This window comes from Rhodococcus sp. WB1 (genome assembly GCF_001700945.1).
Taxonomy (GTDB): Bacteria; Actinomycetota; Actinomycetes; order Mycobacteriales; family Mycobacteriaceae; genus Rhodococcus; species Rhodococcus aetherivorans.
Genome location: NZ_CP015529.1, coordinates 5,286,551 through 5,306,166, shown reverse-complemented (window position 1 = coordinate 5,306,166; position 19,616 = coordinate 5,286,551). Strand labels below are relative to the sequence as shown.

The window sequence follows — 19,616 nt, the reverse complement described above, 5'->3', positions numbered from 1 at the left end:
GGTCGGGATGGTCGCCGTTCACGACCTCCCAATGTACGCAGCCCGGGCTAGGGCAGCCAGGACACGTGCCCGCGCAGCGCCTGGTAGCCGACGAATGCGACGCTGTCGATCAGCGCGTGCGCCACCACCAGCGGCCACAGCTGCGACGTGCGCTGCCAGTACCGGCCGAACACCAGACCCATGACGACGTTGCCGAGCCCGCCGCCGAGGCCCTGGTAGAGGTGGTAGCTGCCGCGTAGCAGCGACGAGGCGAGCAGCGAGGAGTTCTCCGACCAGCCGAGCTGCCGCAGTCGGGTGATCAGGTACGCAACGACGAGAACCTCCTCGGCGGCGGAGTTCGCGATCGCCCACAGCACCAGCGCCGGCAGCCGCCACCAATAGTCCTCGAGAGTGCTGGGCGCGACGGTGAGGTTGATGCCCGCCGCCCGTGCCACCAGGTACAGGCCGAGCCCGGGGATTCCTATGAGCGCGGCCAGCCCCACGCCGGGGAGCAGGCCGCGGCGCAGCTGGTCCCGGGCGAAGCCGATCGCCTTCGGGCCGATGCCGCTGCGCCACAGCAGGTACACCCCGAGCGCAGCCCATGCCAGCAACCGGACGATGCCGAGTACCTGCCGGGCCAGGTCGATGAACTGCTGCGACGAGCGGGGGACGTTCAGCGCGACGGTCTGGTCGGACAGCGGCTCCGGTGCGAGTGCGGATTCGAGCAGCGACAGCATCGACGACAGCCCGCTCAGGCCGAAGGTGACGAGCAGGACGATGGTGACCTCGACCCACAGGGCGCGGCGGGCCGTCGGGTCGAGGGGCTCGGCGGGTGGCCGGGGCGGTGGCGTCAGCCAGGTACGGATCGTCACGGTCGCGATTGTGCCGCGTCGCGGCGGGCCTCTCACATCCTGATCTTGATCGCGTCCCGACGGGAGTTGACGCCCAGCTTGCGGTAGATCGAGCGCTGGTGGGTTCGCACGGTGTTCACGGACACGAACAGCGCGGCGGCGATCTCCTCCGCTGTCATCGGGGTGCGGAGGTAGGCGAGTATCTCCCGCTCCCGGGCGGACAGTACCCGAGCAGCCGCGAGCGTCTCGTCGGCCCGGACGAGGCGTGCGGCGACAAGGCGGCTCGCCTAGACGAACGCGAGAGCCTGCACGCCGGAGGGGTTGCCGACACCTCGACAGCGCGCTTCGGGTGACGAGGACGGCGATATCACTTCGCCGTCAGTGCCGTGACGACGGGGACGTTCGTGGTGTGCCGCAGCGGATCGGCCAGGTGGATCGCACGGGCGGACCCGACCGACCTCTCCACGAGCAGGGCGTGCGCCATACGCGTGTAGACCGGCCAGGGGACCCCGTGCTCGTCGCTCGGGGGCACACCGTCGAGCAGTTCCCGCGCACGGGTGAGTTCACGGACGTCTCCCAGCGCAGCGACAGTCGAGGCGAACGGGTGGGCCGCACTCGACGTGCGCTGTCCGGGGTCCCTCCGGTCGGCCGCGGTGAACACCACAGCGGCGAGAGTCCCGAAAGACGTTCGCCCCGATAATCATTCGCATTCGATCTCAGCGTCTATGCTGTCGCCATGTTGCTCATCGGAATCCTCGTGTTCGGCATGGTCGTCGGCGCCGCGGCCCAGTTGCTGCTGGGCAGGTCGGCGGGGCGGATCGATTGGACCCTCGCCTTCGCTGCCGGGCTCGCCGGTTCCTTCGTAGGCGGGCTGCTCGTCAGTCTTCTGGCCGGCGACGGACTGTCGCTACGGCCGAGCGGGATCATCGGCTCGCTCGTGGGGGCGCTGCTCGTCACCGGTGCGGTGGGCTGGTGGCGGGCACGTTCCGCCACGCCGAAGCCCTGACCCTCGGAGTGCGGGCGCGGAGCGGTGTGCAAGCTTCGAACGGGTCCTCGTCGGTCGTTCGTCGGAGATGACATTCCCGTCCATGCCTGGCGGGTCGTCGGTGGGCCGACCACGATGACCTCCGGTCGGCCGCGTCATGTGGCGCGGAGGAGGTAGGGCCGCGGTGTGTTCTTCGGGCGGCTGGGGCAACCTGAAGGACACACCGGCCGCGAAGCGGCCTTTCCTCACCAGAAGTCCAGTGCCTCCGCCAACGCGGTGGACTGCGCGTGGGTGGGCCGCTGCGCGCCGTCGACGGCGTAGACGGTGGTGCCCACGGTCGCGACGACGAGACCGTGCCGGGCGACGCCCATCGGTGGCAGCTCGGACCAGGTGCCGGTGGTCAGGTCGAACGCCTCGACGTCGTCGAGGACGCGGGTGGGTTCCTCGCCGCCGACCGCGACGATGCGGCCGTCGAGGTGGGTGACACCGAGCCCGCCGCGGGGGGTGGGCATGTCGGGAAGCTGCGTCCAGGTGTCGGTGGCGGGGTCGTAGCGCTCGACGGTGGCGACGTTCTTGTCGGCGGCCAGGTCCCGGCCGCCGACGGCGTAGGCGTAGGTGCCGTCGGTGGTGGCGGCGAGGTGCTCGCGCGGGGTCGGCAGGTCGGCGACCGTGCTCCAGCCGCTGCCGTCGAAGACGTCGGTCGTGGCGAGGAGGGTGTCGTCGGCCTGACCGCCGAACACGTAGATCTTGTCCCCGATGGTGACGGCGGCAGCGGCGGCACGCGCCTGCGGCATGGCCGGGAGTTCGGTCCACTGCCCGTCGCGCAGCGCGAACACCCGATCCGACGGTCGGGCGGTGAGGTCGGCGCCCTCGGGCACCCAGCCGCCGAGCACGACCAGCTCGTCCGCGTACTCGACGGCCATCGCGTGGTTGAGCGGGAGGGGGAGATCGGGTCCGACCTTCCAGGTGTCGATGGCCGGGTCGTAGCCCTCCACCCGGGCGGTGGACCCGTTGTTGTCGAGTCCGCCGAACACCCACACGGTGCCGTCGGCGACGGTGGCGGCGGTCTGCTGGCGGGCGGTGGGGGCGTCGCGCAGCTGCCGCCACGCCGGCCCGGGCTGGACGCGGCGCGGCGGGATCTGCAGCGCCTCGGTGACGGAGGTCGACTCGGCGTGGGTGGGTCCGGTGGCGCCGTCGATGGCGTAGACGGTGTCGCCGACCGCGCCGAGGGCCAGACCGTGCCGCGGGGTCCGCAGGTCCGGCAGCTCGGACCACGTGCCGGTGGTCAGGTCGAACGCCTCGACGTCGGCGAGGACGCGGGTGGGTTCCTCGCCGCCGGCGGCGACGATGCGGCCGTCGATGTAGGTGGCGCCGAGCCCGCCGCGCGGGGTGGGCATGTCGGGCAGGGCGGTCCACGCGCCGGTGGTGGGGTCGAAGCGCTCGAGGGTGGCGACGTTCTTGTCGGCGGACAGGTCCCGGCCGCCGATGGCGTAGGCGTAGGTGCCGTCGGTCGCGGCCGCGAGGTGCTCGCGCGGGGTCGGCAGGTCGGCGACCGTGGTCCAGGTGGTGCCGTCGAACACGTCGGTGGGGCGGATCAGGGTGTCGTCGGCCTGGCCGCCGAACACGTAGATCCTGTCCCCGATGGTGACGGCGGCGCCGGCGGCACGGGCCCGGGGCATCGGTGGCATCTCCACCCATTCACCGTTGCGGACGGCGAAGACCCGGTTCGATGCGGTGGCGGTGAGGTCGGGGCCGTCCGGGATCCAGCCGCCGAGGACGACGGGCACGCCGTCCCACGTGACGGCCGTCGCGTGGTTGAGCGGGATCGGCAGGTCGGGTCCGGCCTTCCAGGTGTCGATGGCCGGGTCGTAGCCCTCGTGGGCGGGGGAGGAGCCGGAGTCGTCCAGGCCGCCGAACACCCATACGGTGCCGTCGGCGACGGTGGCGGCGGTCTGCTGGCGGGCGGTGGGCGCGTCCCGCAGCGGTCGCCACGCGGCGGTCGGGGCGACCTCGGTGGTCTCGCCGGCCGCGGCGGTCCCGGCGTCGCCGGGCTGCCGTGTCGCCACGTAGACCGCCGTGGCCGCGACGGCGAGCAGCGCGACGGCGAGCACGGCGAGCAGCACCGGCAGCCGCACGGTTCGTCGCGCGGGGGGTTCGCTCGGGCGGGGTGGGCCGGGCGGCGGTGGCGGTGGGGGACCGTTCGGTCCCGGCGGTGCGGGTTTGACGGGTGCCGCGGTGGCCGTGACGGGTGTGGCCGTGACGGGTGTGGCCGTGACGGGTTTCGCGAGGGGGTGCCGGCCCGTCGGCTGGTCGTGGAACCGCAGCTCGCCGGGCAGGGCCATGTCGTCGACGTGGCGGCCGTGCCGGGCCTGGGTCTGCTGCAGCTCGCGGCCGAAGTCGGCCGCGGTCGCGGGCCGGCGGGCCGGGTCGACGGACATGGCGTGCTCGATGGCGGCGCACACGTCGTCGGGGATGCCGTGGGGGCGCAGGTCCGGGATGGGCTGGCTGGTGATGCGCAGGAACTGCGCGATGATCTCCTCGCCCGTGCGTCGCTCGAACGCGGCGCGGCCGGTGATGAGGGCGAACATGGCCGCGCCGAGACCGTAGATGTCCGAGGCCGGGGTGGGCGGCTTGCCCTCGAGCACCTCGGGTGCGGTGAAGGCGAGGGATCCGGTGAAGGCGCCGGTGGCGGTTTCGAAGCCGCCGGCGATGCGGGCGATGCCGAAGTCGGTGAGCTGCGGCTCGCCGTACTCGGTGACGAGGATGTTGGCGGGCTTGACGTCGCGGTGCAGGGTGCCGGCGCGGTGGGCGGTCTCGAGGGCGCCGGCGAGCTTGACCCCGACGCGGACGACGTCCCACCACGGCATCGGCCCGTCCCGGCGCACCCGCACCGCCAGCGAGTCGTTGGGGTGGTAGGGCATCACGATGTACGGCCGGCCGGTGGAGGTGACGCCCACCTGGAGGATGTTGACGATGTTCGGGTGGCCGGACAGCCCGCCCATCGCGAACCCCTCGCGCAGGAACCGTTCGCGGTTCTCGGCGTCGAGGTCGGAGGAGAGCACCTTGATCGCGACGGTGCGCCCGAGGGAGCGTTGCCGGCACCGATAGACGACGCCGAAGCCGCCCCGGCCGACGACGAGGGCGTCGTCGAACCCCGCCGCGGCGAGTTCCGCCGCGATCCCCTGCCCCGCGGGGCGGGTGGCTTCCGGATCGAAATCGGCCATGGTTCCCGGCTTTCGGCGTGCGACGCGCTCGGGGGAGTGCTGACTCGAGGATACCGCCGAAGCGCGGGGCCCGATCAGTGCCTCGCGCGCAGCCCGTTGGCGAACGGGCAGCCCACGAGGCGGCGCAGGGCGCGGCTCAGGGACTCGACGTCGTCGGCGGGTTCGGGGAACGGAATCCGGACGTCGTGGTCGCCGCGGCCGGACTCGAGTCGCAGGCGCAGGCCGTAACGGTCCAGGCCGAGAGGCCGGATGCGGCCGCGCCGGTCGTTGACGGGGATGTGCCGGGCGATGCGGTGGACGAGGTCGCCGTGGTCCTGCTCGAGGTGCTGCAACCATGCGGACTCGACGGCCGCGAACGGGTCCGGCGCGGCCGCGAGGACGTCGGCGACCTCCACGGACTCGGCGCCGGTGGTGTCGGCGGCGACGACGGACGTGAGGCGTACGCGCAGCAGTTCGGCGCGGTGCCCGACGTCGAGCAGCGCGGGGTGGGGCAGGGTCGCGGCGATGTCGGCGGCGAGCCGGCGGGGTTCGGCGACGGCGTGGGCGGTGCCGCTGAGCCAGGTGAGCGAGCGGACGGGGTTGCGCAGCCGCAGCGGCGAGTGGTCGGTCAGTTCCAGCACGGAGTGCAGGCCCGCGGCGCCGCGCTGCCAGGTCAGCGCGACGGCGGCACAGTCGTCGGGGACGACGACGAGCAGGTCGCCGTCGCTGTGCAGGTGGTGCAGCACCGCGGTGACGGGCGCGGCCCCGTCGGTGGCGAGTACGGCGGAGCCGGTGGCAACTGCGGCGGAGCCGGTGGCAACTGCGGCGGAGCCGGTGGCAACTGCGGCGGAGCCGGTGCGGGCGACGGCGGTGCGGACCGCTTCGGCGGTCGTGGGCGCGGAACGGGCGGTGGTGGCCGGCATCGAATCCTCCTCGGTTGGTAGGTGAGGCAAACCTAAGTCATGGTGAGCGAGGTCGCAACACCCCGGCGACTAGCCTGGAGACGTGCCGATCCCGCTCACCCTCGGAATGCCGCCGTCCCGCGAGGAGCCCCGCGGCCTGCTCACCGCACTGCTCACCCGCCGGCATCCGACCCTCGCCGACGCGCTCGCCGCCCCCGCGCTCGACGCGATCGGAGACCCCGTGGTGCCGGTGTCCACGCTGACCGAGGCCCTCGGGGAGACCACCGGGGCGGTGCGGATCGTCGGTGAACTCGACGTCGCCCCCGACGCGGAGCGCCTGGCCGGCCTGCGCCCGGTCCCGGTCCGCTACCAGCTCGACTGCACCGCGGCGGACCTCGACGACGCGCTCGCCGTCGCGGTACCCGCCCCTCTGACCGTCTACGTCGACGCCGGTGACCTGCCCGTGACGGCCCGCGCACTCGTCGGCGCCGGACACAGCCCCGGCCTGCCCACCGGACGCGACGTGGGGGAGATCGCCGACTTCCTGTCCGTCCTCGCCCACGCCGGCACCGGTTACGTCGCCCGAGCCCGCGACGCCGACGAGGTGCTCGCCCTGCTCGCCGCCACCGTCGCGGCCCTGCGCGGCGACGACGTGCGCGCCGCCTTCGCCGCGCCCGACCCCGGCCGGCTGACCGCCCTGATCCCCGAGGCGGCCGCGGCCGTGCGCGAGATCCTGCTCGCCGTCGAGGTCGACGACCCGGCCGGCGTCGCGCGCGACCTCGCAGCCCTCGGCCTGGCGGCGCGATGACCCCGTTGCCGCGATGACCCCGTTGCCGCGATGACAGGGCCCGGACACGTTCGATGCGTACCCTTCTAGGCGTGCCCCGCATCGCCTACTTCGGCCCCACCGGAACCTTCACGGAGATGGCCCTCGCCCGGTTCGAGGACGCCGGCACCTTCGACGGCCCGGTCGAGCGGGTGTCGGCCGCCAGCCCGCCCGCGGCGCTGCAACTCGTGCGCGACGGCGCGGTCGACGGCGCAGTGGTGCCCATCGAGAGCTCGGTGGAGGGCTCGGTGCCCCCCACGATGGACGCCCTCGCGGTCGGCCCGCGCCTGCAGATCGTGGCCGAAACCGAGCTGGACGTCGCCTTCACCGTCGTGGCCCGGCCGGGCATCACGCTCGACGAGGTCCGCACCGTGCACGCCTATCCGGTGGCCGCCGCGCAGGTGCGCCAGTGGATCGTCGACCACATGCCGAAGGCCGACGTGGTGGCCGCCTCGTCCAATGCCGGCGCCGCCGAGGACGTCGCCGCCGGCAAGGCCGACGCCGGCGTGTCCACCGCCCTGGCCGGGCAGCGGCTCGGCCTGCCGGTCCTCGCCGACGGCGTCGCCGACCACGCCGGCGCCCGCACCCGGTTCGTGCTCGCCACCCGGCCCGCCCCCACGCCGGCGCGCACCGGCATCGACCGCACCTCCGTGATCCTGCAGCTGCCGAACGAACCGGGCTCCCTCGTGCGGGCCATGACCGAGTTCGCCACCCGCGGCATCGACCTCACCCGCATCGAGTCCCGCCCTACCCGCCAGGAATACGGGACCTACTTTTTCCACTTGGACTGTGTCGGCCACATCGACGACGCGCTCGTTGCCGAGGCGCTCAAGGCGCTGCACCGCTTCGCGCAGGTGCGGTTCCTCGGCTCCTGGGCGGCGGTGTCCCAGCACGGTGTGGCCCCGGTATCGGACGAAGAGGATGCGCAGTGGCTGCAACGGCTGCGGCGCGGGGAGGAAGAGCGTTGAGCGGCCGATTGATCCTGGTCCGGCACGGGCAGACGGTGGCGAATGTCGCACGTCGCCTGGACACCAAGCTGCCGGGCGCCGAACTGACCGACCTCGGCGTCGCGCAGGCCCGCACCCTCGGACAGGGCTTCGCGCAGCAGCCGCCGACAGCCCTGTTCGCCTCGCAGGCCCTGCGCGCCCGGCAGACCGCCGAGCACGTCGAGCTCGCCGCCCGTGTGACCACCGTCGTCCGCGAAGGCCTGCACGAGGTGCAGGTCGGTGAGCTCGAGGACCGCAGCGACGAGGAATCCCACGCGCTGTTCATGAAGGTGTACGAGTCCTGGCACACCGGCGACCTGCGCGACCGGGTGCCCGGCGGCGAATCCGGCCTCGACGTCCTGGACCGGTACCTGCCGGTGGTCGAGTCGCTGCGCACCGACTACCTCGACGACGGCTCGGGGGACGTCGTGGTGGTCAGCCACGGCGCCGCCATCCGCCTCGTCGCCGCGCACCTCGGCCGGGTGCCGGGCAGCTTCGCGACCAGCAACCACCTCGCCAACACCCAGAGCGTCGAACTGGTCCCGCTGCCCGGCGGCGGCTGGGAGTGCGTGCGCTGGGGCACCTTCCAGACGCCGTTCCACGACACCGGACGCGCCGGCGCCGACGATCCGATGGGTTAGCCCCCACCTCGTCGTCCGCGCGCCGTGGTGCTTCCTGCGCGCGTCCATCGCTCGCGGGGAGCCCCCGAGTGCGCAGGCGTCCCGGCCGGGGCCGACGCACAGGTATCCTCGAGCCGTCCGAATGTAGCGATCGATAGGTTGGGTACGGCAATGGGAACTTCCACCGACGACACCGTCGCGGACGGTGTCGCTGCGCCGGACTGGCGTCGCCTCGAGCCGATGGAGCTGACTCCCATTCTCTCCGCGGCGCTCGACGCCTTCTACGAGACCGGGTTCCACGGCACCTCGGTACGGGAGATCGCCCGCCGGGTCGGCGTCACCGTTCCCGCGCTGTACTACCACCACGAGAACAAGGAAGGCCTGCTCATCGCGCTGCTCGAGCTCTCGACCAGCGACGTGATGACCCGGGCCTACGCCGCCGACGCCGACGGCGGCGACGATCCGGTGCAGCGGCTCTCCAACGCCATCGAGGCGATCGTGCTGCGCATGACGAACCGTCCCCGCCTCGCCGCCCTCGAGGGCGAGGTGCGCTACCTCAGCCCCGAGAACCGGCAGCGCTACCGCGCGGTGCGCAAGGAGATCGAGAAGCTCGTCTTCGAGATCGTCGAGGACGGGACCCGGCGCGGGGCGTTCGACGTCGAGGATCCGGCCGAGACGACCCGTGCGCTGCTCGGCATGTGCCAGTCCATCCCGCGGTGGTACCACCGCGAGGGCTCCCTGAGCCCGGAGGAGGTGGCGCGCAAGTACGTCGCGATCGCCCTCAAGACGGTCGGCGCCACCCCTCCCCCGAAGCCCTGACGGGCGGACTCAGCCCCGGCCGAACACCGCCGTCCGCTTCTCCTGGAAGGCGCTCACGCCCTCGTGGAAGTCCGCGGACGCCAGCAGCTCGAGCTGCCCGGCGCGCTCGCGGGTGAACGCGCTGTCGAGCTCGCCGAGGGTCGCGTCGTTGATCGCGTCCTTGGTGGCGTGGAAGGCCTCGACCGGTCCGGCGGCGAGCCGGATGGCGAGCGCGTCGACGGCGGCGGCGAAGTCGTCGTCGGGGTGCACCTCGGCGATCAGCCCGGCCGCGAGTGCCTCGGTGACGGGCAGCCGTTCGGCGAGCAGCGCCATCTTCAGGGCACGGGCACGGCCGATCGATGCGGCGACGAGTGCGGTCGCGCCGCCGTCGGGCATGAGGCCGATGCGGGTGAAGGCGAGCAGCAGGTAGGCGGACTCGGCCGCGACGGTGAGGTCGCAGCCCAGGGCGAGGGACACGCCGACGCCGGCGGCGGGGCCGTTGACGGCGCCGATGACCGGGCGCGGGAAGGCGCGGATCGCGGCGACGGTGCGGTTGGCGGCGTCGATGGTCCCGGCCGACGGCGGAGCGGACAGGTCCTTGCCGGCGAGGTCGGCGCCGGTGCAGAAGGCGCGACCGGTGCCGGTGAGGACCGCGACGCGCACGGCGTCGTCGCCGGCGTGCTTCTCGAAGGCGTCGGCGACGGCCTCGAGGGTGGCGGTGGTGACGGCGTTCATCCGTGCGGGCCGGTTGAGGGTGACGCGCAGGATGCCGTCGTCGACGGTGACGTCGACGCCGACGGGATCGATGGTCATGGGTCCTCCGGGGGGTGGGGTTCTCGGGACGGTCAGGGTCTCTCTGGACGTCAGGGGCGCAGCGCCAGGGCGACCTTGCCGGTGGCGGAGCGATGTGCGAGCGACCGCAGCGCCTCGGCGGCGTGCGTCATCGGGTGGACGGTGGGTTCGGGGATCTGCAGTGCCCCGGAGCGCAGCAGCGGCTCGAGCTGCGCCCATTGCTGGGCGGTGTAGCCGGGGAAGGTACGCACGTATTCGCCCCATCCGGCGCCGAGGACCGAGATGTTCTTGAGCAGAAGACGATTCACTTTGACGGTGGGAATCTCGCCGCCGGTGAAGCCGAGGACCACGACCCGTCCGTTCGGTGCCAGGCTGCGCAGGCTGTCGGTGAACCGGTCGCCGCCGACGGGATCGAGAACGATGTCGACGCCGCGTCCGCCGGTGAGCTCGAGGACCCGGTCCTTGAAGCCCTCCACGGCGACGGTGTGGGTGGCGCGGTTGGCTTTCGCGACCGCGGCCTTCTCCTCGGTGCTCACCACCGCGATGGTCTCGAGTCCGAGCGCGGCCGCGACCTGCAGGGCGGCGACGCCGACCCCGCCTGCGGCGCCGTGCACGAGCACCGTCTCGCCGGCGCGGTAGCGGGCGCGTTCGTCGAGGGCGAAGTGGACGGTCAGGTAGTTCATGAGGAATCCGGCTCCGGCCGTCAGGGACACCGAATCGGGAAGCGGAAAGACGGATTTCGGATCCACCGCGACGGTCTGCTGCCAGGCGCCGCCGGTGGCGAGGACGGCGACGCGCTGCCCCGGGCTCAGGCCGCTGCCGGCCGGGGCGGTGCGCACCGTGCCGGCGCCTTCGACGCCGAGCACGGACGGCAGGGGGCGCACGACCTGGTAGCTCGCTGTGGTCTGCAGCAGGTCTGGGAACGAGACTCCGGCCGCGTGCAGATCGACGACGACGACGAGGCCGTCCGCATCGGGCTCGGGAAGGTCCACGAGCCGTACGCCGTCGGGCCCGGTTGCTTCGGTCAGTTGTACCGCCTGCATGAGTTCTCCTGCCGTCCTGGTGGCCGAGCCTGTCTCGGGGCTCCGTGTCTCGGGGCCCGTGTCTTCGGGAATCCGTGTCGCGGCTCACGCGTACGGCCTCATCCATACCAGAACCGTCTGATCGGACGCTAGTTAGACCAGACCATTGACCGATCGATCGATCCGTGATAGTCCTTTAGCGATCGATAAGTAACGCCGACTGTATCCGATAGGGGCGCACATGGCCGACGAGTCCACCGTTACCGAACCTGCCGCACAGTACGAGCGGCGTGGCGGCATCGCCGTCATCACGCTCAACCGCCCCCGGGCGCTCAACGCCGTGAACGCAGCGCTGGCGACGGCGGTCGGCACGCTGCTCGAGCAGGCGGAGGCGGACGACGACGTGCGCGTCGTGGTGCTCACCGGTGCGGGCCGCGCGTTCTGCGCGGGCGCCGACCTCAAGGCCCTGGCCACGGGCGAGAGCATCGCCGCCGACGGGCACCCCGAATGGGGTTTCGCCGGCTATGCCCAGCACTGGATCAGCAAGCCGACCATCGCCGCGGTCAACGGGTTCGCCCTCGGCGGCGGCACCGAGCTGGTGCTCGCGTCCGACCTCGCCGTCGTCGACGAGGAGGCCCAGCTGGGCCTGCCCGAGGTCAAGCGAGGTCTCTTCGCCGCCGCGGGCGGGGTGATCCGGCTCCAACAGCAGATCCCCCGCAAGGTCGCGCTGGAACTGGCGCTGACCGGTGAGCCGATCTCCGCTGCGCAGGGCAAGGAACTGGGCCTGGTCAACCGGGTCGCACCGCACGGCACGGCGCTCGAGATGGCGCTCGGGCTGGCGGAGACCATCGCCGCGAACGCTCCGCTCTCGGTACGCGAATCGAAGTCGATGATCCACCGGACCGCGCACGGCGCCGACTGGGAGCCGGGTGTGTGGGAGGCCAACGCCGCCGCGGTGAAGGTGGTGTTCACCAGCGACGACGCCAAGGAAGGCCCGACCGCGTTCGCGCAGAAGCGGCAGCCGGTCTGGAAGGGTCGCTGACCCCCTGATCTCGGCCCGGGGTCTCGTCGATCCCCTCCGGGGCACCCGGGCCGCTCCAACCCTCGAAAGGAACTCCTCATGACCAACGCTGTCATCGTCGACGTGGTCCGCACCGCGGTCGGCAAGGGCAAGCCCGGCGGCGCCCTGTCCGGCACCCATCCCGTCGAGCTGCTCGCCCACGTGCTGCGTGAGATCACCTCGCGCAACGACCTCGACCCCGCCCTCGTCGACGACGTCATCGGCGGCTGCGTCAACCAGGCGGGCGAGCAGGCCCTGAACATCTCCCGCACCGCCCTGCTGTCGGCCGGCTTCCCCGAGTCGGTGCCGGCCACCACCATCGACCGGCAGTGCGGCTCGAGCCAGCAGGCCGCCCACTTCGCCGCCCAGGGCATCATCGCCGGCGCCTACGACATCGTCATCGCGTGCGGTGTGGAGTCGATGAGCCGGGTGCCGATGGGTACCTCGTCGATGGGGCAGGACGCCTCCGGCCCGGGCATCGCCGCCCGCTACCCCGAGGGCCTGGTCAACCAGGGTATCTCCGCCGAGCTGATCGCCGCGAAGTGGAAGTTCGACCGCGAGGCCCTCGACGCGTTCTCGGCGCAGTCGCACCAGCGGGCCGCCGAGGCGATCGCCGCCGGTTTCTTCGACAAGGAGATCGTCCCGATCACGGTCACCAATGCCGCCGGTGAGCAGGTCCGGCACACCGTCGACGAGACGGTGCGCGCCGCCACCACCGCCGAGGCCCTGGCCGGGCTGAAGCCGTCGTTCTACACCGAGGCGTACGCCGCGCGCTTCCCGGAGGCCGGCTGGCACATCACCCCGGGCAACTCGTCGCCGCTGACCGACGGGGCGTCGGCGGTGCTGATCATGAGCGAGGAGGCCGCGGCCAAGCTGGGCCTGACCCCGCGGGCGCGGTTCCATTCCTTCGCCGTCGCCGGCGACGATCCGATGTTCATGCTCACCGCCCCCATCCCCGCGACGAAGAAGATCCTGGCCCGCTCGGGTCTGGGCATCGACGACATCGACGCCTACGAGGTCAACGAGGCGTTCGCCCCGGTGCCGCTGATGTGGGCGCACGAGTTCGGGGCGGATCCGGCCCGGCTCAACCCGCGCGGCGGCGCGATCGCCCTCGGACACGCCCTCGGCTCGTCGGGCACCCGGCTGCTGACCACGCTGGTCAACCACCTCGAGGCCACCGGCGGCCGGTACGGCCTGCAGACCATGTGCGAGGGCGCCGGCATGGCCAATGCCACCATCATCGAACGTCTCTGACCCGCAACCACATCCGAAAGGAATCTCATGATCGTCAACGACAGCGTTGCCGTCGTCACCGGCGGTGCCTCCGGCCTCGGCCTGGCCACCGTCAAGGCCCTGCTCGCCGACGGCGCGCAGGTCGTCATCATCGACCTGCCCTCCTCCAACGGTGAGACCGTCGCCAAGGAGCTCGGCGACCGCGTCCGCTTCGCCGCCGCCGATGTCACCGACGAGGCCGCCGTCGTCGAGGCCCTCGACCTCGCCGAATCGCTCGGCCCGCTGCGCGTCGCGGTCAACTGCGCCGGCATCGGCAACGCCATCAAGACCGTGAGCAAGAAGGGCGCGTTCCCGCTCGCCGACTTCACCAAGATCATCAACGTGAATCTCGTCGGCACGTTCAACGTGATCCGCCTGGCCGCCGAGCGCATCGCCAAGACCGAGCCGATCGACGGCGAGCGCGGCGTCATCATCAACACCGCCTCCGTCGCCGCGTTCGACGGCCAGATCGGCCAGGCCGCCTACTCCGCGTCCAAGGGCGGCGTCGTCGGCATGACCCTGCCGATCGCCCGCGATCTCGCGTCGCTGCTGATCCGCGTCGTCACCATCGCCCCCGGCCTGTTCAAGACCCCGCTCCTCGGCTCCCTGCCGGAGGAGGCGCAGGCCTCGCTCGGCCAGCAGGTGCCCCACCCGGCCCGCCTCGGCGACCCGTCCGAGTACGGCGCCCTGGCCGCGCACATCGTCTCCAACCCGATGCTCAACGGCGAGGTCATCCGCCTCGACGGCGCCATCCGCATGGCCCCGCGCTGAGCGCCGCCTGAGCTGATCGACGCGTGAGAGGACGGGGCCGATGACTGTGGAGCCCGCACCCCCCAGGTTCGCGAACTGGCGGGAGTTCGAGCCCCTACAGCTCGGCCCCATCCTCGATCACGCGCTGGAAGCCTTCGGAGAGAACGGTTTCCACGGAACCACCGTCCGCGACCTGGCCCGCCGGGTCGGGGTGACGGTGCCCGCGCTGTACTACCACCACGAGAACAAGGAAGCCGTTCTCGTCACCCTACTCGACACCGCCGTCCGGGACCTGATCGAACGCGCCCTCGCCGCCGTCGGTGAGGGTGGTGACGACCCCGTCCGGCGCTTCACCAACTTCGTCGAGGCGATCGTGCTGAACTCGACGCACCGCGCCCCGCAGTCCGCACTCGACTCCGAACTGCGGCACGTGTCCCCGCAGAACCGCCGCAACTACGCCGCGACCCGGAAGCGCCTCGAGCTCATGGCCCTCGACCTCGTCGACGACGGGGTCGAGCGCGGCGTCTTCGCCGTCGACGACATCGCCGAATCCGTGCGTGCCCTGCTCGGCATGTGCCAGTCCATCGCCCGCTGGTTCCGGCTCGGCGGCCCGCTCACTCCCGACCAGGTCACCGCCCGCTACACCGTCATCGCCCTGCGCATCGTGGGATACCGGGCCGCGCCGGACCCGCCCAGCGACTCGTCGCCGGTGCGGAGGAACTGAGCGCCGATCGCCCGCCGACCCGACCGTCCTTCGCCCTCCTGGGAGAGAACCGATGCACCGCAACCTTTTCGAAGCCGACCACGAGGCGTACCGGGACACCCTGCGCGAATTCCTCGCCCGCGAGGTCGAACCGCACTACGAACGGTGGGAGACCGAGCGGCTCATCGACCGCTCCGCCTGGCTCGCCGCCGGCAAGTCCGGCATCGTCGGCCTCGGCGTCCCCGAAGAATACGGCGGCTCCGGGGTGACCGACTACCGGTTCCGCTGCGTCGTCGCCGAGGAGATCGCCCGCACCGGCACCACCTCCTTCGGCTCCGGCATGAGCCTGCAGGATGACATCGCCATCCCCTATGTCGCCGACCTCGGCACCGAGGACCAGAAGCGGCGCTGGCTGCCCGGCATGGCCGCCGGGGAGCTGATCGGCGCGATCGCCATGACCGAACCCGGCACCGGCTCGGACCTGCAGGCCGTCAAGACCACCGCCGTGCGCGACGGCGACGACTGGATCCTGACCGGGCAGAAGACGTTCATCACCAACGGTATCCACTCCGATCTGGTCATCGTCGTCGCCCGCACCGACCCGCACGCCGGTGCCCGCGGATTCTCCCTGCTCGTCGTCGAACGCGACATGCCGGGCTTTTCCCGCGGCCGCAAGCTGCACAAGGTGGGCCTGGCCGGGCAGGACACCGCCGAGCTGTCCTTCGAGGGCGTGCGGGTGCCGGCCGCGAACCTGCTCGGCACCGAAGGGCAGGGATTCTTCCACCTGATGGAGCACCTGCCCCTCGAGCGCCTCTCCATCGCCGTCGCCGCGATCGCGGCCGCGCGGGCGGCGTACGAGTGGACCAAGGACTACGTGTTCGAACGCAGGGCGTTCGGCAAGCCGATCGGCGACCTGCAGAACACCCGCTTCGCCCTCGCCGAGATGCTCACCGAGATCGAGGTCACCGGCTCGCACATCGACCGGTGCGTCCTGGCGCTCAACGCGGGCGAGCTGACCGCGGTCGACGCCGCCAAGGCCAAATGGTGGGCCAGCGAGCTGCAGAAGCGCGTCGTCGACCGGTGCGTGCAGTTGCACGGCGGCTACGGCTACATGATGGAGTACCCCATCGGCCGCGCCTACGTCGACACCCGCATCCAGACCATCTACGGTGGCACCACCGAGATCATGAAGGAGATCATCGGACGCGACATCGCCGCCGAATACGCCTGATCCACCCCGTATCCGAAGGAGAGACACCATGTTCGATCTGTCCGGCAAGCGGGCACTGGTCACCGGCGGCTCGGCCGGAATCGGGCTGGGCATGGCGCGCGGGCTCGCCTCCGCAGGTGCCGACGTGGCGCTGTGGGGCCGCGGCGCCGAACGCCTCGAGAAGGCGGCGGCCGATCTCGCGACGACCGGGGCGCGCGTGGTGACCCGATCGGTGGACGTGTCCGACGAGGAGGCCGTGCGCGACGGTGTCGCCGCGACGGTCGCGGAGCTCGGCGGCCTCGACATCGTCGTGGTCAACGCCGGAATCGGTGTGCCCCTCGTCAAGTTCGTCGAGTCGAGTACCGAGGACTACCGGAAGGTGACGGCCGCCAACCTCGACGGGGCGTACTTCACCCTGCGCGAGACGGCCAGGGTGCTCGTCGACCAGGGCACCGGCGGATCGGTGATCGTCACCTCCAGCCTGGGTGCGATCCAGGGCGCCGGGCGCAATCAGGCCTACGCCGCCACCAAGGCAGGGGTCCTGGCCCTGGCCAACGGGTGCGCGGTGGAACTCGCCCGGCACCGCATCCGCGTCAACAGCGTGCTGCCCGGCTGGATCGCCACCGACATGACCGGACCGCTCCAGGGCTCCGAATCGTTCACCACGCACGTTATTTCCCGGGTACCGTTGGGCCGGTGGGGAACTCCCGAGGACTTCGCCGGCATCGCCGTGTACCTCGCGAGCGACGCGTCCGCGTTCCAGACCGGATCGTCCACCCTGATCGACGGCGGCTACTCGATCTTCTGACGTCGCCGGAAGTGTTGTCCAGCAAGTTCGTCCACGAGGAGAAGCTATGGCACTGACCGCATTCCTGGAGCTCGAGTTCAAGCCCGACGTGCTCGGGGAGGCCCGCGCGCTGATGGATCGTGTGCTGAAGGAAACCCGCGCGTTCGACGGCTGCCTGGGCCTCGAGGTGCTCGCCGACCGTTCGAACGAGGCCCGCTGGGTGGTCGTGGAGAAGTGGGAGTCGGAGCAGCACGACGCCGCGTACCGCGAGTTCCGGGCCGGGCCCGGTGCAATCACCGATCTCGGTCCGCTGCTCGCGGGTGCGCCGAAGCTGACCTACTACAACGAGGTCTGACCGGCAGGGGTGGGCAGATCCCGCCCTGGGGTGCCTGGCCGGGGGCGGCGCCGTCGCCGACGATCGATACGTCGGATCGACGCCCGCCTACCCGGTCCCGGGAACGGCGGAACCTCCCAGAAAAGGCGGACGCCATGAACATCGAAGAGATGGCCCGGACCCTGCTCACCCTCGACGCCGGTGACGAAGCCGCGCTGCGCAGCGTCGCAGCGATCGAGGACGCCACCTTCGCGGCCTACGCGAGCGACTACGTCGAGGCCATGACGCGGCCCGGCTGCAAGGGCTGCCACGGCGGCTGATCGGCGGGCGTGCAACGGCCGGGGCACCACGGTGCCCCGGCCGTACCGTCCCGACGACCGCCACCGAAGGAACCCCTCATGACCGCTGCGCTGCCGTTGCTGCTGCGCTCGCACCCCCACCTCACCACCGCCTCCGCCGAATCCCGGGACTTCCAGGCCCGCGTCGGGCATCCCGCGGCGACGGATCCGGCGCCGTGTGTCCTCGTCCTCACCCGGGCCGCCGACCGCGAGATCGACGAGCTGTCGCTGTGGCTCGCCGCCCGCGGCATCGCGCTGGTGCGTCTCGACAGCGACCGGTGTGCCGACACGGACGTGCAGTGGGATCCGTTCGCCGGCCTGCTCACCCGCGACGGCCGGACGTTCCGGCCCCGGGCGTGCTGGCTGCGCTACTTCGACGTCGACGCACTGCGCACCGCGCAGACCACCCCCGACGCAGTGCAGCACGTGCGCGACCAGTGGCAGGCCCTCGTCGCCGCCCTTGCCGCGCACCCCGGCCTGCACACGCTCAACTCCGGGGCCCGGCCCGGAACCCCCGACCGCCTGACCCAGCTCGCCGCCGCCCGCGCGGCCGGGCTGCGTGTGCCCGCCACCCTCGTGACCACGCGGCTCGACGTCGCGGCCCGGGCCCTGCCGGGGCCCGGCGACCTGCTGGTCAAGAGCCTCGGCCGGCACTGCGTCGAACCGCAACCCGGCCGCCTGCGGGGCGTCTACCCGCAGCGCGTCAGCCGCGCGTCACTCGACGGCGAACACCGCACGGGCGCACCGGTGCTCGTGCAGGAGTATGTGGCCGCCGACCGGGAGCTGCGGATCCACGCCGTGGGCGGAACGCTGATCGGCTACGCGGTCACCCGGCCCACCCCCGAGTCGCTGTGGACCCGGCCGGAGTCGATCACCGTGCGGCGCTGCGACATTCCCGCCGACGTGGCCGCATCGCTGCGGACGCTCCTCGACCGGTTCCGGCTCGACCTCGCCGCCTTCGACCTGCTCGACACGCCCGGCGGCCCGGTGTTTCTCGAGGTCAACCCCGAATTCGACTGGCGCTGGACCGAACACGGCGCCGGTGACACCGACACCACGAACGCGGTGCGCGCCCTGATCGCCGCCGCGACCGCCCCCGCCCCCCGAGGAGAGAACCGATGACCCGCGTCGCCGTTGCCGAGTATGCGGTGCTGTTCTGGCGTGACGGCACGCTGGTGTGGGACGACTACCTGCACCACCGGCAGTTCGCGCTCACCCCCGACAGCGAGCGGGTGCTGCGCTGGTTCGCGTCGTGGCGCGAACTCGACAGCATCGCCGAACTGGGGGAGCTGTCGCTCGGAATCGCTCGCCGGCTGCTCGAGGCGCAGGTCCTCGTCGCCGAGGGATCGGCCGAGCACGTCGAACAACAGCAGATGCTCGCCGAGTGGGGCACGTGGGGCCCCTCGGCCCGCTACCTGCACTTCGCGGCCCGCACCGGCTCCGACGTCCGGTTCGCCGACGTGCTCGACGACGAGCTGCGGTCGGCGGCCAAGGCGAGCGAGCAGCCCGCCCCTGCGCCGGCCAAGTCCTACCCGCAGCATCCGATGATTCCCGTGCCCGGCGACCGGCCGGACTCGTCCGGGTGGCGGCGCCCGGGACTCGTCGACGCCCTGTTCGAGCGCCGCTCGGTCCGGCAGTTCACCGCCGACCCCGTGTCCCTGGACGCGGTGGGCACCGTCGCCCGCGTCGCGACGGGACCCGTCGAAGTGATCGACCATCCGCAGGTGGGGCAGGTGCTGTTGAAGACCAGCCCGTCCGCCGGCGCCCGCACCCCCATCGAGCTGTACCTCTACGCGAACCGCGTCGACGGGCTCGCGCCGGGGTTCTTCCACTACGCGCCGCTGCGCGGCGGGCTGGAACGGATCGGCGACAGCGTGCCCGGCTCCGTGCTGGGCGCGGCGCTCGGCGAGCAGCCGTGGCTGTCGGACTGCGCGGCGTTGCTGATCTACACGGCGGTACCGGCCCGGACCCGGTGGCGGTACGAACGTTCCCGCGCCTACCGCGACATCCTCATCGAACTCGGCCACGTCAGTCAGACCGTCCTGCTCACCGCCACCGCGCTGGGCCTGGGCGCGGTGACGGCGACGGCGATGCGCGACCGCGAGCTCGAGGACCTGCTCGGCTGCGATCCCACCGCCGAGCCGGCCCTGGCGGTCACCGCGCTGGGCCGCCCCGCCGCCGGACTCGGGTGACGCCCG

General features: G+C 72.2%; 22 protein-coding genes. 15 read left to right on the top strand and 7 right to left on the bottom strand.

Annotation, left to right across the window (positions count from 1 at the left end; all coding sequences use genetic code 11):
- Positions 1-47: 47 nt before the first annotated feature.
- The 3 genes from A4U64_RS23815 to A4U64_RS23810 all read right to left on the bottom strand — a co-directional run bounded on the left by A4U64_RS23815 (position 48) and on the right by A4U64_RS23810 (position 1,494).
- On the bottom strand, positions 48-851 hold the full coding sequence (locus tag A4U64_RS23815) for a CPBP family intramembrane glutamic endopeptidase (protein WP_006944640.1): 804 nt from the start codon (positions 849-851) through the stop codon (positions 48-50).
- Positions 852-883: 32 nt separating this feature from the next.
- Positions 884-1,009: a helix-turn-helix transcriptional regulator gene (locus A4U64_RS27920; RefSeq protein WP_006944639.1), complete on the bottom strand. Its 126-nt coding sequence runs from the start codon at positions 1,007-1,009 to the stop codon at positions 884-886.
- Positions 1,010-1,197: 188 nt separating this feature from the next.
- A complete protein-coding gene (locus A4U64_RS23810) occupies positions 1,198-1,494 on the bottom strand; it encodes a hypothetical protein (RefSeq protein WP_065923219.1) in 297 nt (98 codons plus the stop codon).
- Between the two features lie 72 nt (positions 1,495-1,566).
- On the opposite strand from A4U64_RS23810, the gene A4U64_RS23805 reads away from it, so the two are divergent.
- Positions 1,567-1,836, top strand: coding sequence for a hypothetical protein (locus A4U64_RS23805; RefSeq protein ID WP_006944638.1), 270 nt, complete (start codon positions 1,567-1,569; stop codon positions 1,834-1,836).
- 224 nt (positions 1,837-2,060) lie between these two features.
- Here the strand turns inward: A4U64_RS23805 and A4U64_RS23800 are convergent, their stop codons facing one another.
- Positions 2,061-5,039, bottom strand: a complete 2,979-nt coding sequence (locus A4U64_RS23800) for a Kelch repeat-containing protein (protein ID WP_065923218.1) — start codon at positions 5,037-5,039, stop codon at positions 2,061-2,063.
- A 74-nt stretch (positions 5,040-5,113) separates the two neighbouring features.
- Positions 5,114-5,941 carry a DUF2470 domain-containing protein gene (locus A4U64_RS23795; RefSeq protein ID WP_065923217.1) on the bottom strand — a complete coding sequence of 276 codons (828 nt, stop codon included), beginning with the start codon at positions 5,939-5,941 and terminating at the stop codon, positions 5,114-5,116.
- Between the two features lie 82 nt (positions 5,942-6,023).
- Between A4U64_RS23795 and A4U64_RS23790 the strand changes: the two genes are divergently transcribed.
- The 4 genes from A4U64_RS23790 (at position 6,024) to A4U64_RS23775 (ending at position 9,171) form a co-directional block, all read left to right on the top strand.
- Positions 6,024-6,728 (top strand): hypothetical protein, encoded by a 705-nt coding sequence (locus A4U64_RS23790; protein ID WP_198163345.1) that lies wholly within the window; start codon positions 6,024-6,026, stop codon positions 6,726-6,728.
- Positions 6,729-6,799: 71 nt separating this feature from the next.
- The gene (gene pheA, locus A4U64_RS23785; protein WP_065923216.1) at positions 6,800-7,714 is read left to right on the top strand and encodes a prephenate dehydratase; all 915 of its coding nucleotides are present in this window, start codon (positions 6,800-6,802) and stop codon (positions 7,712-7,714) included.
- Positions 7,711-8,373: a histidine phosphatase family protein gene (locus A4U64_RS23780; RefSeq protein ID WP_065923215.1), complete on the top strand. Its 663-nt coding sequence runs from the start codon at positions 7,711-7,713 to the stop codon at positions 8,371-8,373. Before pheA ends, A4U64_RS23780 begins: the two co-directional genes overlap by 4 nt.
- Positions 8,374-8,523: 150 nt before the next feature.
- On the top strand, positions 8,524-9,171 hold the full coding sequence (locus A4U64_RS23775) for a TetR/AcrR family transcriptional regulator (RefSeq protein WP_006944631.1): 648 nt from the start codon (positions 8,524-8,526) through the stop codon (positions 9,169-9,171).
- 9 nt (positions 9,172-9,180) lie between these two features.
- Here the strand turns inward: A4U64_RS23775 and A4U64_RS23770 are convergent, their stop codons facing one another.
- Both A4U64_RS23770 and A4U64_RS23765 read right to left on the bottom strand, forming a co-directional pair.
- Complete coding sequence (locus A4U64_RS23770; protein WP_065923214.1) at positions 9,181-9,963, bottom strand: enoyl-CoA hydratase; 783 nt, start codon at positions 9,961-9,963, stop codon at positions 9,181-9,183.
- A gap of 50 nt (positions 9,964-10,013) precedes the next feature.
- Positions 10,014-10,985 (bottom strand): NADPH:quinone oxidoreductase family protein, encoded by a 972-nt coding sequence (locus A4U64_RS23765; RefSeq protein WP_029546944.1) that lies wholly within the window; start codon positions 10,983-10,985, stop codon positions 10,014-10,016.
- A gap of 220 nt (positions 10,986-11,205) precedes the next feature.
- Here A4U64_RS23765 and A4U64_RS23760 point away from each other — a divergent pair, with 220 nt between their 5' ends.
- The 10 genes from A4U64_RS23760 to A4U64_RS23720 all read left to right on the top strand — a co-directional run bounded on the left by A4U64_RS23760 (position 11,206) and on the right by A4U64_RS23720 (position 19,610).
- Positions 11,206-12,006: a crotonase/enoyl-CoA hydratase family protein gene (locus A4U64_RS23760; RefSeq protein WP_006944628.1), complete on the top strand. Its 801-nt coding sequence runs from the start codon at positions 11,206-11,208 to the stop codon at positions 12,004-12,006.
- Positions 12,007-12,084: 78 nt separating this feature from the next.
- Positions 12,085-13,278 (top strand): thiolase family protein, encoded by a 1,194-nt coding sequence (locus A4U64_RS23755; protein WP_029546945.1) that lies wholly within the window; start codon positions 12,085-12,087, stop codon positions 13,276-13,278.
- Positions 13,279-13,305: 27 nt separating this feature from the next.
- Positions 13,306-14,067 (top strand): 3-hydroxyacyl-CoA dehydrogenase, encoded by a 762-nt coding sequence (locus tag A4U64_RS23750; protein ID WP_006944612.1) that lies wholly within the window; start codon positions 13,306-13,308, stop codon positions 14,065-14,067.
- Between the two features lie 40 nt (positions 14,068-14,107).
- Positions 14,108-14,770 (top strand): TetR/AcrR family transcriptional regulator, encoded by a 663-nt coding sequence (locus A4U64_RS23745; protein ID WP_029546946.1) that lies wholly within the window; start codon positions 14,108-14,110, stop codon positions 14,768-14,770.
- A 52-nt stretch (positions 14,771-14,822) separates the two neighbouring features.
- Entirely contained in the window at positions 14,823-15,980 is a 1,158-nt protein-coding gene (locus A4U64_RS23740) for an acyl-CoA dehydrogenase family protein (RefSeq protein WP_029546947.1), read from the top strand.
- 28 nt (positions 15,981-16,008) lie between these two features.
- On the top strand, positions 16,009-16,767 hold the full coding sequence (locus tag A4U64_RS23735; RefSeq protein ID WP_043798289.1) for an SDR family NAD(P)-dependent oxidoreductase: 759 nt from the start codon (positions 16,009-16,011) through the stop codon (positions 16,765-16,767).
- Between the two features lie 46 nt (positions 16,768-16,813).
- A complete protein-coding gene (locus A4U64_RS23730; protein ID WP_029546949.1) occupies positions 16,814-17,101 on the top strand; it encodes a putative quinol monooxygenase in 288 nt (95 codons plus the stop codon).
- A 134-nt stretch (positions 17,102-17,235) separates the two neighbouring features.
- Complete coding sequence (locus tag A4U64_RS28610; protein WP_006944596.1) at positions 17,236-17,400, top strand: hypothetical protein; 165 nt, start codon at positions 17,236-17,238, stop codon at positions 17,398-17,400.
- Positions 17,401-17,478: 78 nt separating this feature from the next.
- Positions 17,479-18,540, top strand: a complete 1,062-nt coding sequence (locus A4U64_RS23725; RefSeq protein ID WP_006944595.1) for an ATP-grasp domain-containing protein — start codon at positions 17,479-17,481, stop codon at positions 18,538-18,540.
- Positions 18,537-19,610: a SagB/ThcOx family dehydrogenase gene (locus A4U64_RS23720; RefSeq protein ID WP_065923213.1), complete on the top strand. Its 1,074-nt coding sequence runs from the start codon at positions 18,537-18,539 to the stop codon at positions 19,608-19,610. Before A4U64_RS23725 ends, A4U64_RS23720 begins: the two co-directional genes overlap by 4 nt.
- Positions 19,611-19,616: the final 6 nt, after the last annotated feature.

Bases quoted from the DNA above. Each gene is read 5' to 3' on its own strand.
- A4U64_RS23805 (WP_006944638.1), top strand. From the start codon at position 1,567: ATGTTGCTCATCGGAATCCTCGTGTTCGGCATGGTCGTCGGCGCCGCG.
- A4U64_RS23800 (WP_065923218.1), bottom strand. From the start codon at position 5,039: ATGGCCGATTTCGATCCGGAAGCCACCCGCCCCGCGGGGCAGGGGATC.
- A4U64_RS27920 (WP_006944639.1), bottom strand. From the start codon at position 1,009: ATGACAGCGGAGGAGATCGCCGCCGCGCTGTTCGTGTCCGTGAACACC.
- A4U64_RS23750 (WP_006944612.1), top strand. From the start codon at position 13,306: ATGATCGTCAACGACAGCGTTGCCGTCGTCACCGGCGGTGCCTCCGGC.
- A4U64_RS23760 (WP_006944628.1), top strand. From the start codon at position 11,206: ATGGCCGACGAGTCCACCGTTACCGAACCTGCCGCACAGTACGAGCGG.
- A4U64_RS28610 (WP_006944596.1), top strand. From the start codon at position 17,236: ATGAACATCGAAGAGATGGCCCGGACCCTGCTCACCCTCGACGCCGGT.
- A4U64_RS23775 (WP_006944631.1), top strand. From the start codon at position 8,524: ATGGGAACTTCCACCGACGACACCGTCGCGGACGGTGTCGCTGCGCCG.
- A4U64_RS23755 (WP_029546945.1), top strand. From the start codon at position 12,085: ATGACCAACGCTGTCATCGTCGACGTGGTCCGCACCGCGGTCGGCAAG.
- A4U64_RS23765 (WP_029546944.1), bottom strand. From the start codon at position 10,985: ATGCAGGCGGTACAACTGACCGAAGCAACCGGGCCCGACGGCGTACGG.
- A4U64_RS23795 (WP_065923217.1), bottom strand. From the start codon at position 5,941: ATGCCGGCCACCACCGCCCGTTCCGCGCCCACGACCGCCGAAGCGGTC.
- A4U64_RS23730 (WP_029546949.1), top strand. From the start codon at position 16,814: ATGGCACTGACCGCATTCCTGGAGCTCGAGTTCAAGCCCGACGTGCTC.
- A4U64_RS23740 (WP_029546947.1), top strand. From the start codon at position 14,823: ATGCACCGCAACCTTTTCGAAGCCGACCACGAGGCGTACCGGGACACC.
- A4U64_RS23720 (WP_065923213.1), top strand. From the start codon at position 18,537: ATGACCCGCGTCGCCGTTGCCGAGTATGCGGTGCTGTTCTGGCGTGAC.
- A4U64_RS23770 (WP_065923214.1), bottom strand. From the start codon at position 9,963: ATGACCATCGATCCCGTCGGCGTCGACGTCACCGTCGACGACGGCATC.
- A4U64_RS23725 (WP_006944595.1), top strand. From the start codon at position 17,479: ATGACCGCTGCGCTGCCGTTGCTGCTGCGCTCGCACCCCCACCTCACC.
- A4U64_RS23735 (WP_043798289.1), top strand. From the start codon at position 16,009: ATGTTCGATCTGTCCGGCAAGCGGGCACTGGTCACCGGCGGCTCGGCC.
- A4U64_RS23745 (WP_029546946.1), top strand. From the start codon at position 14,108: ATGACTGTGGAGCCCGCACCCCCCAGGTTCGCGAACTGGCGGGAGTTC.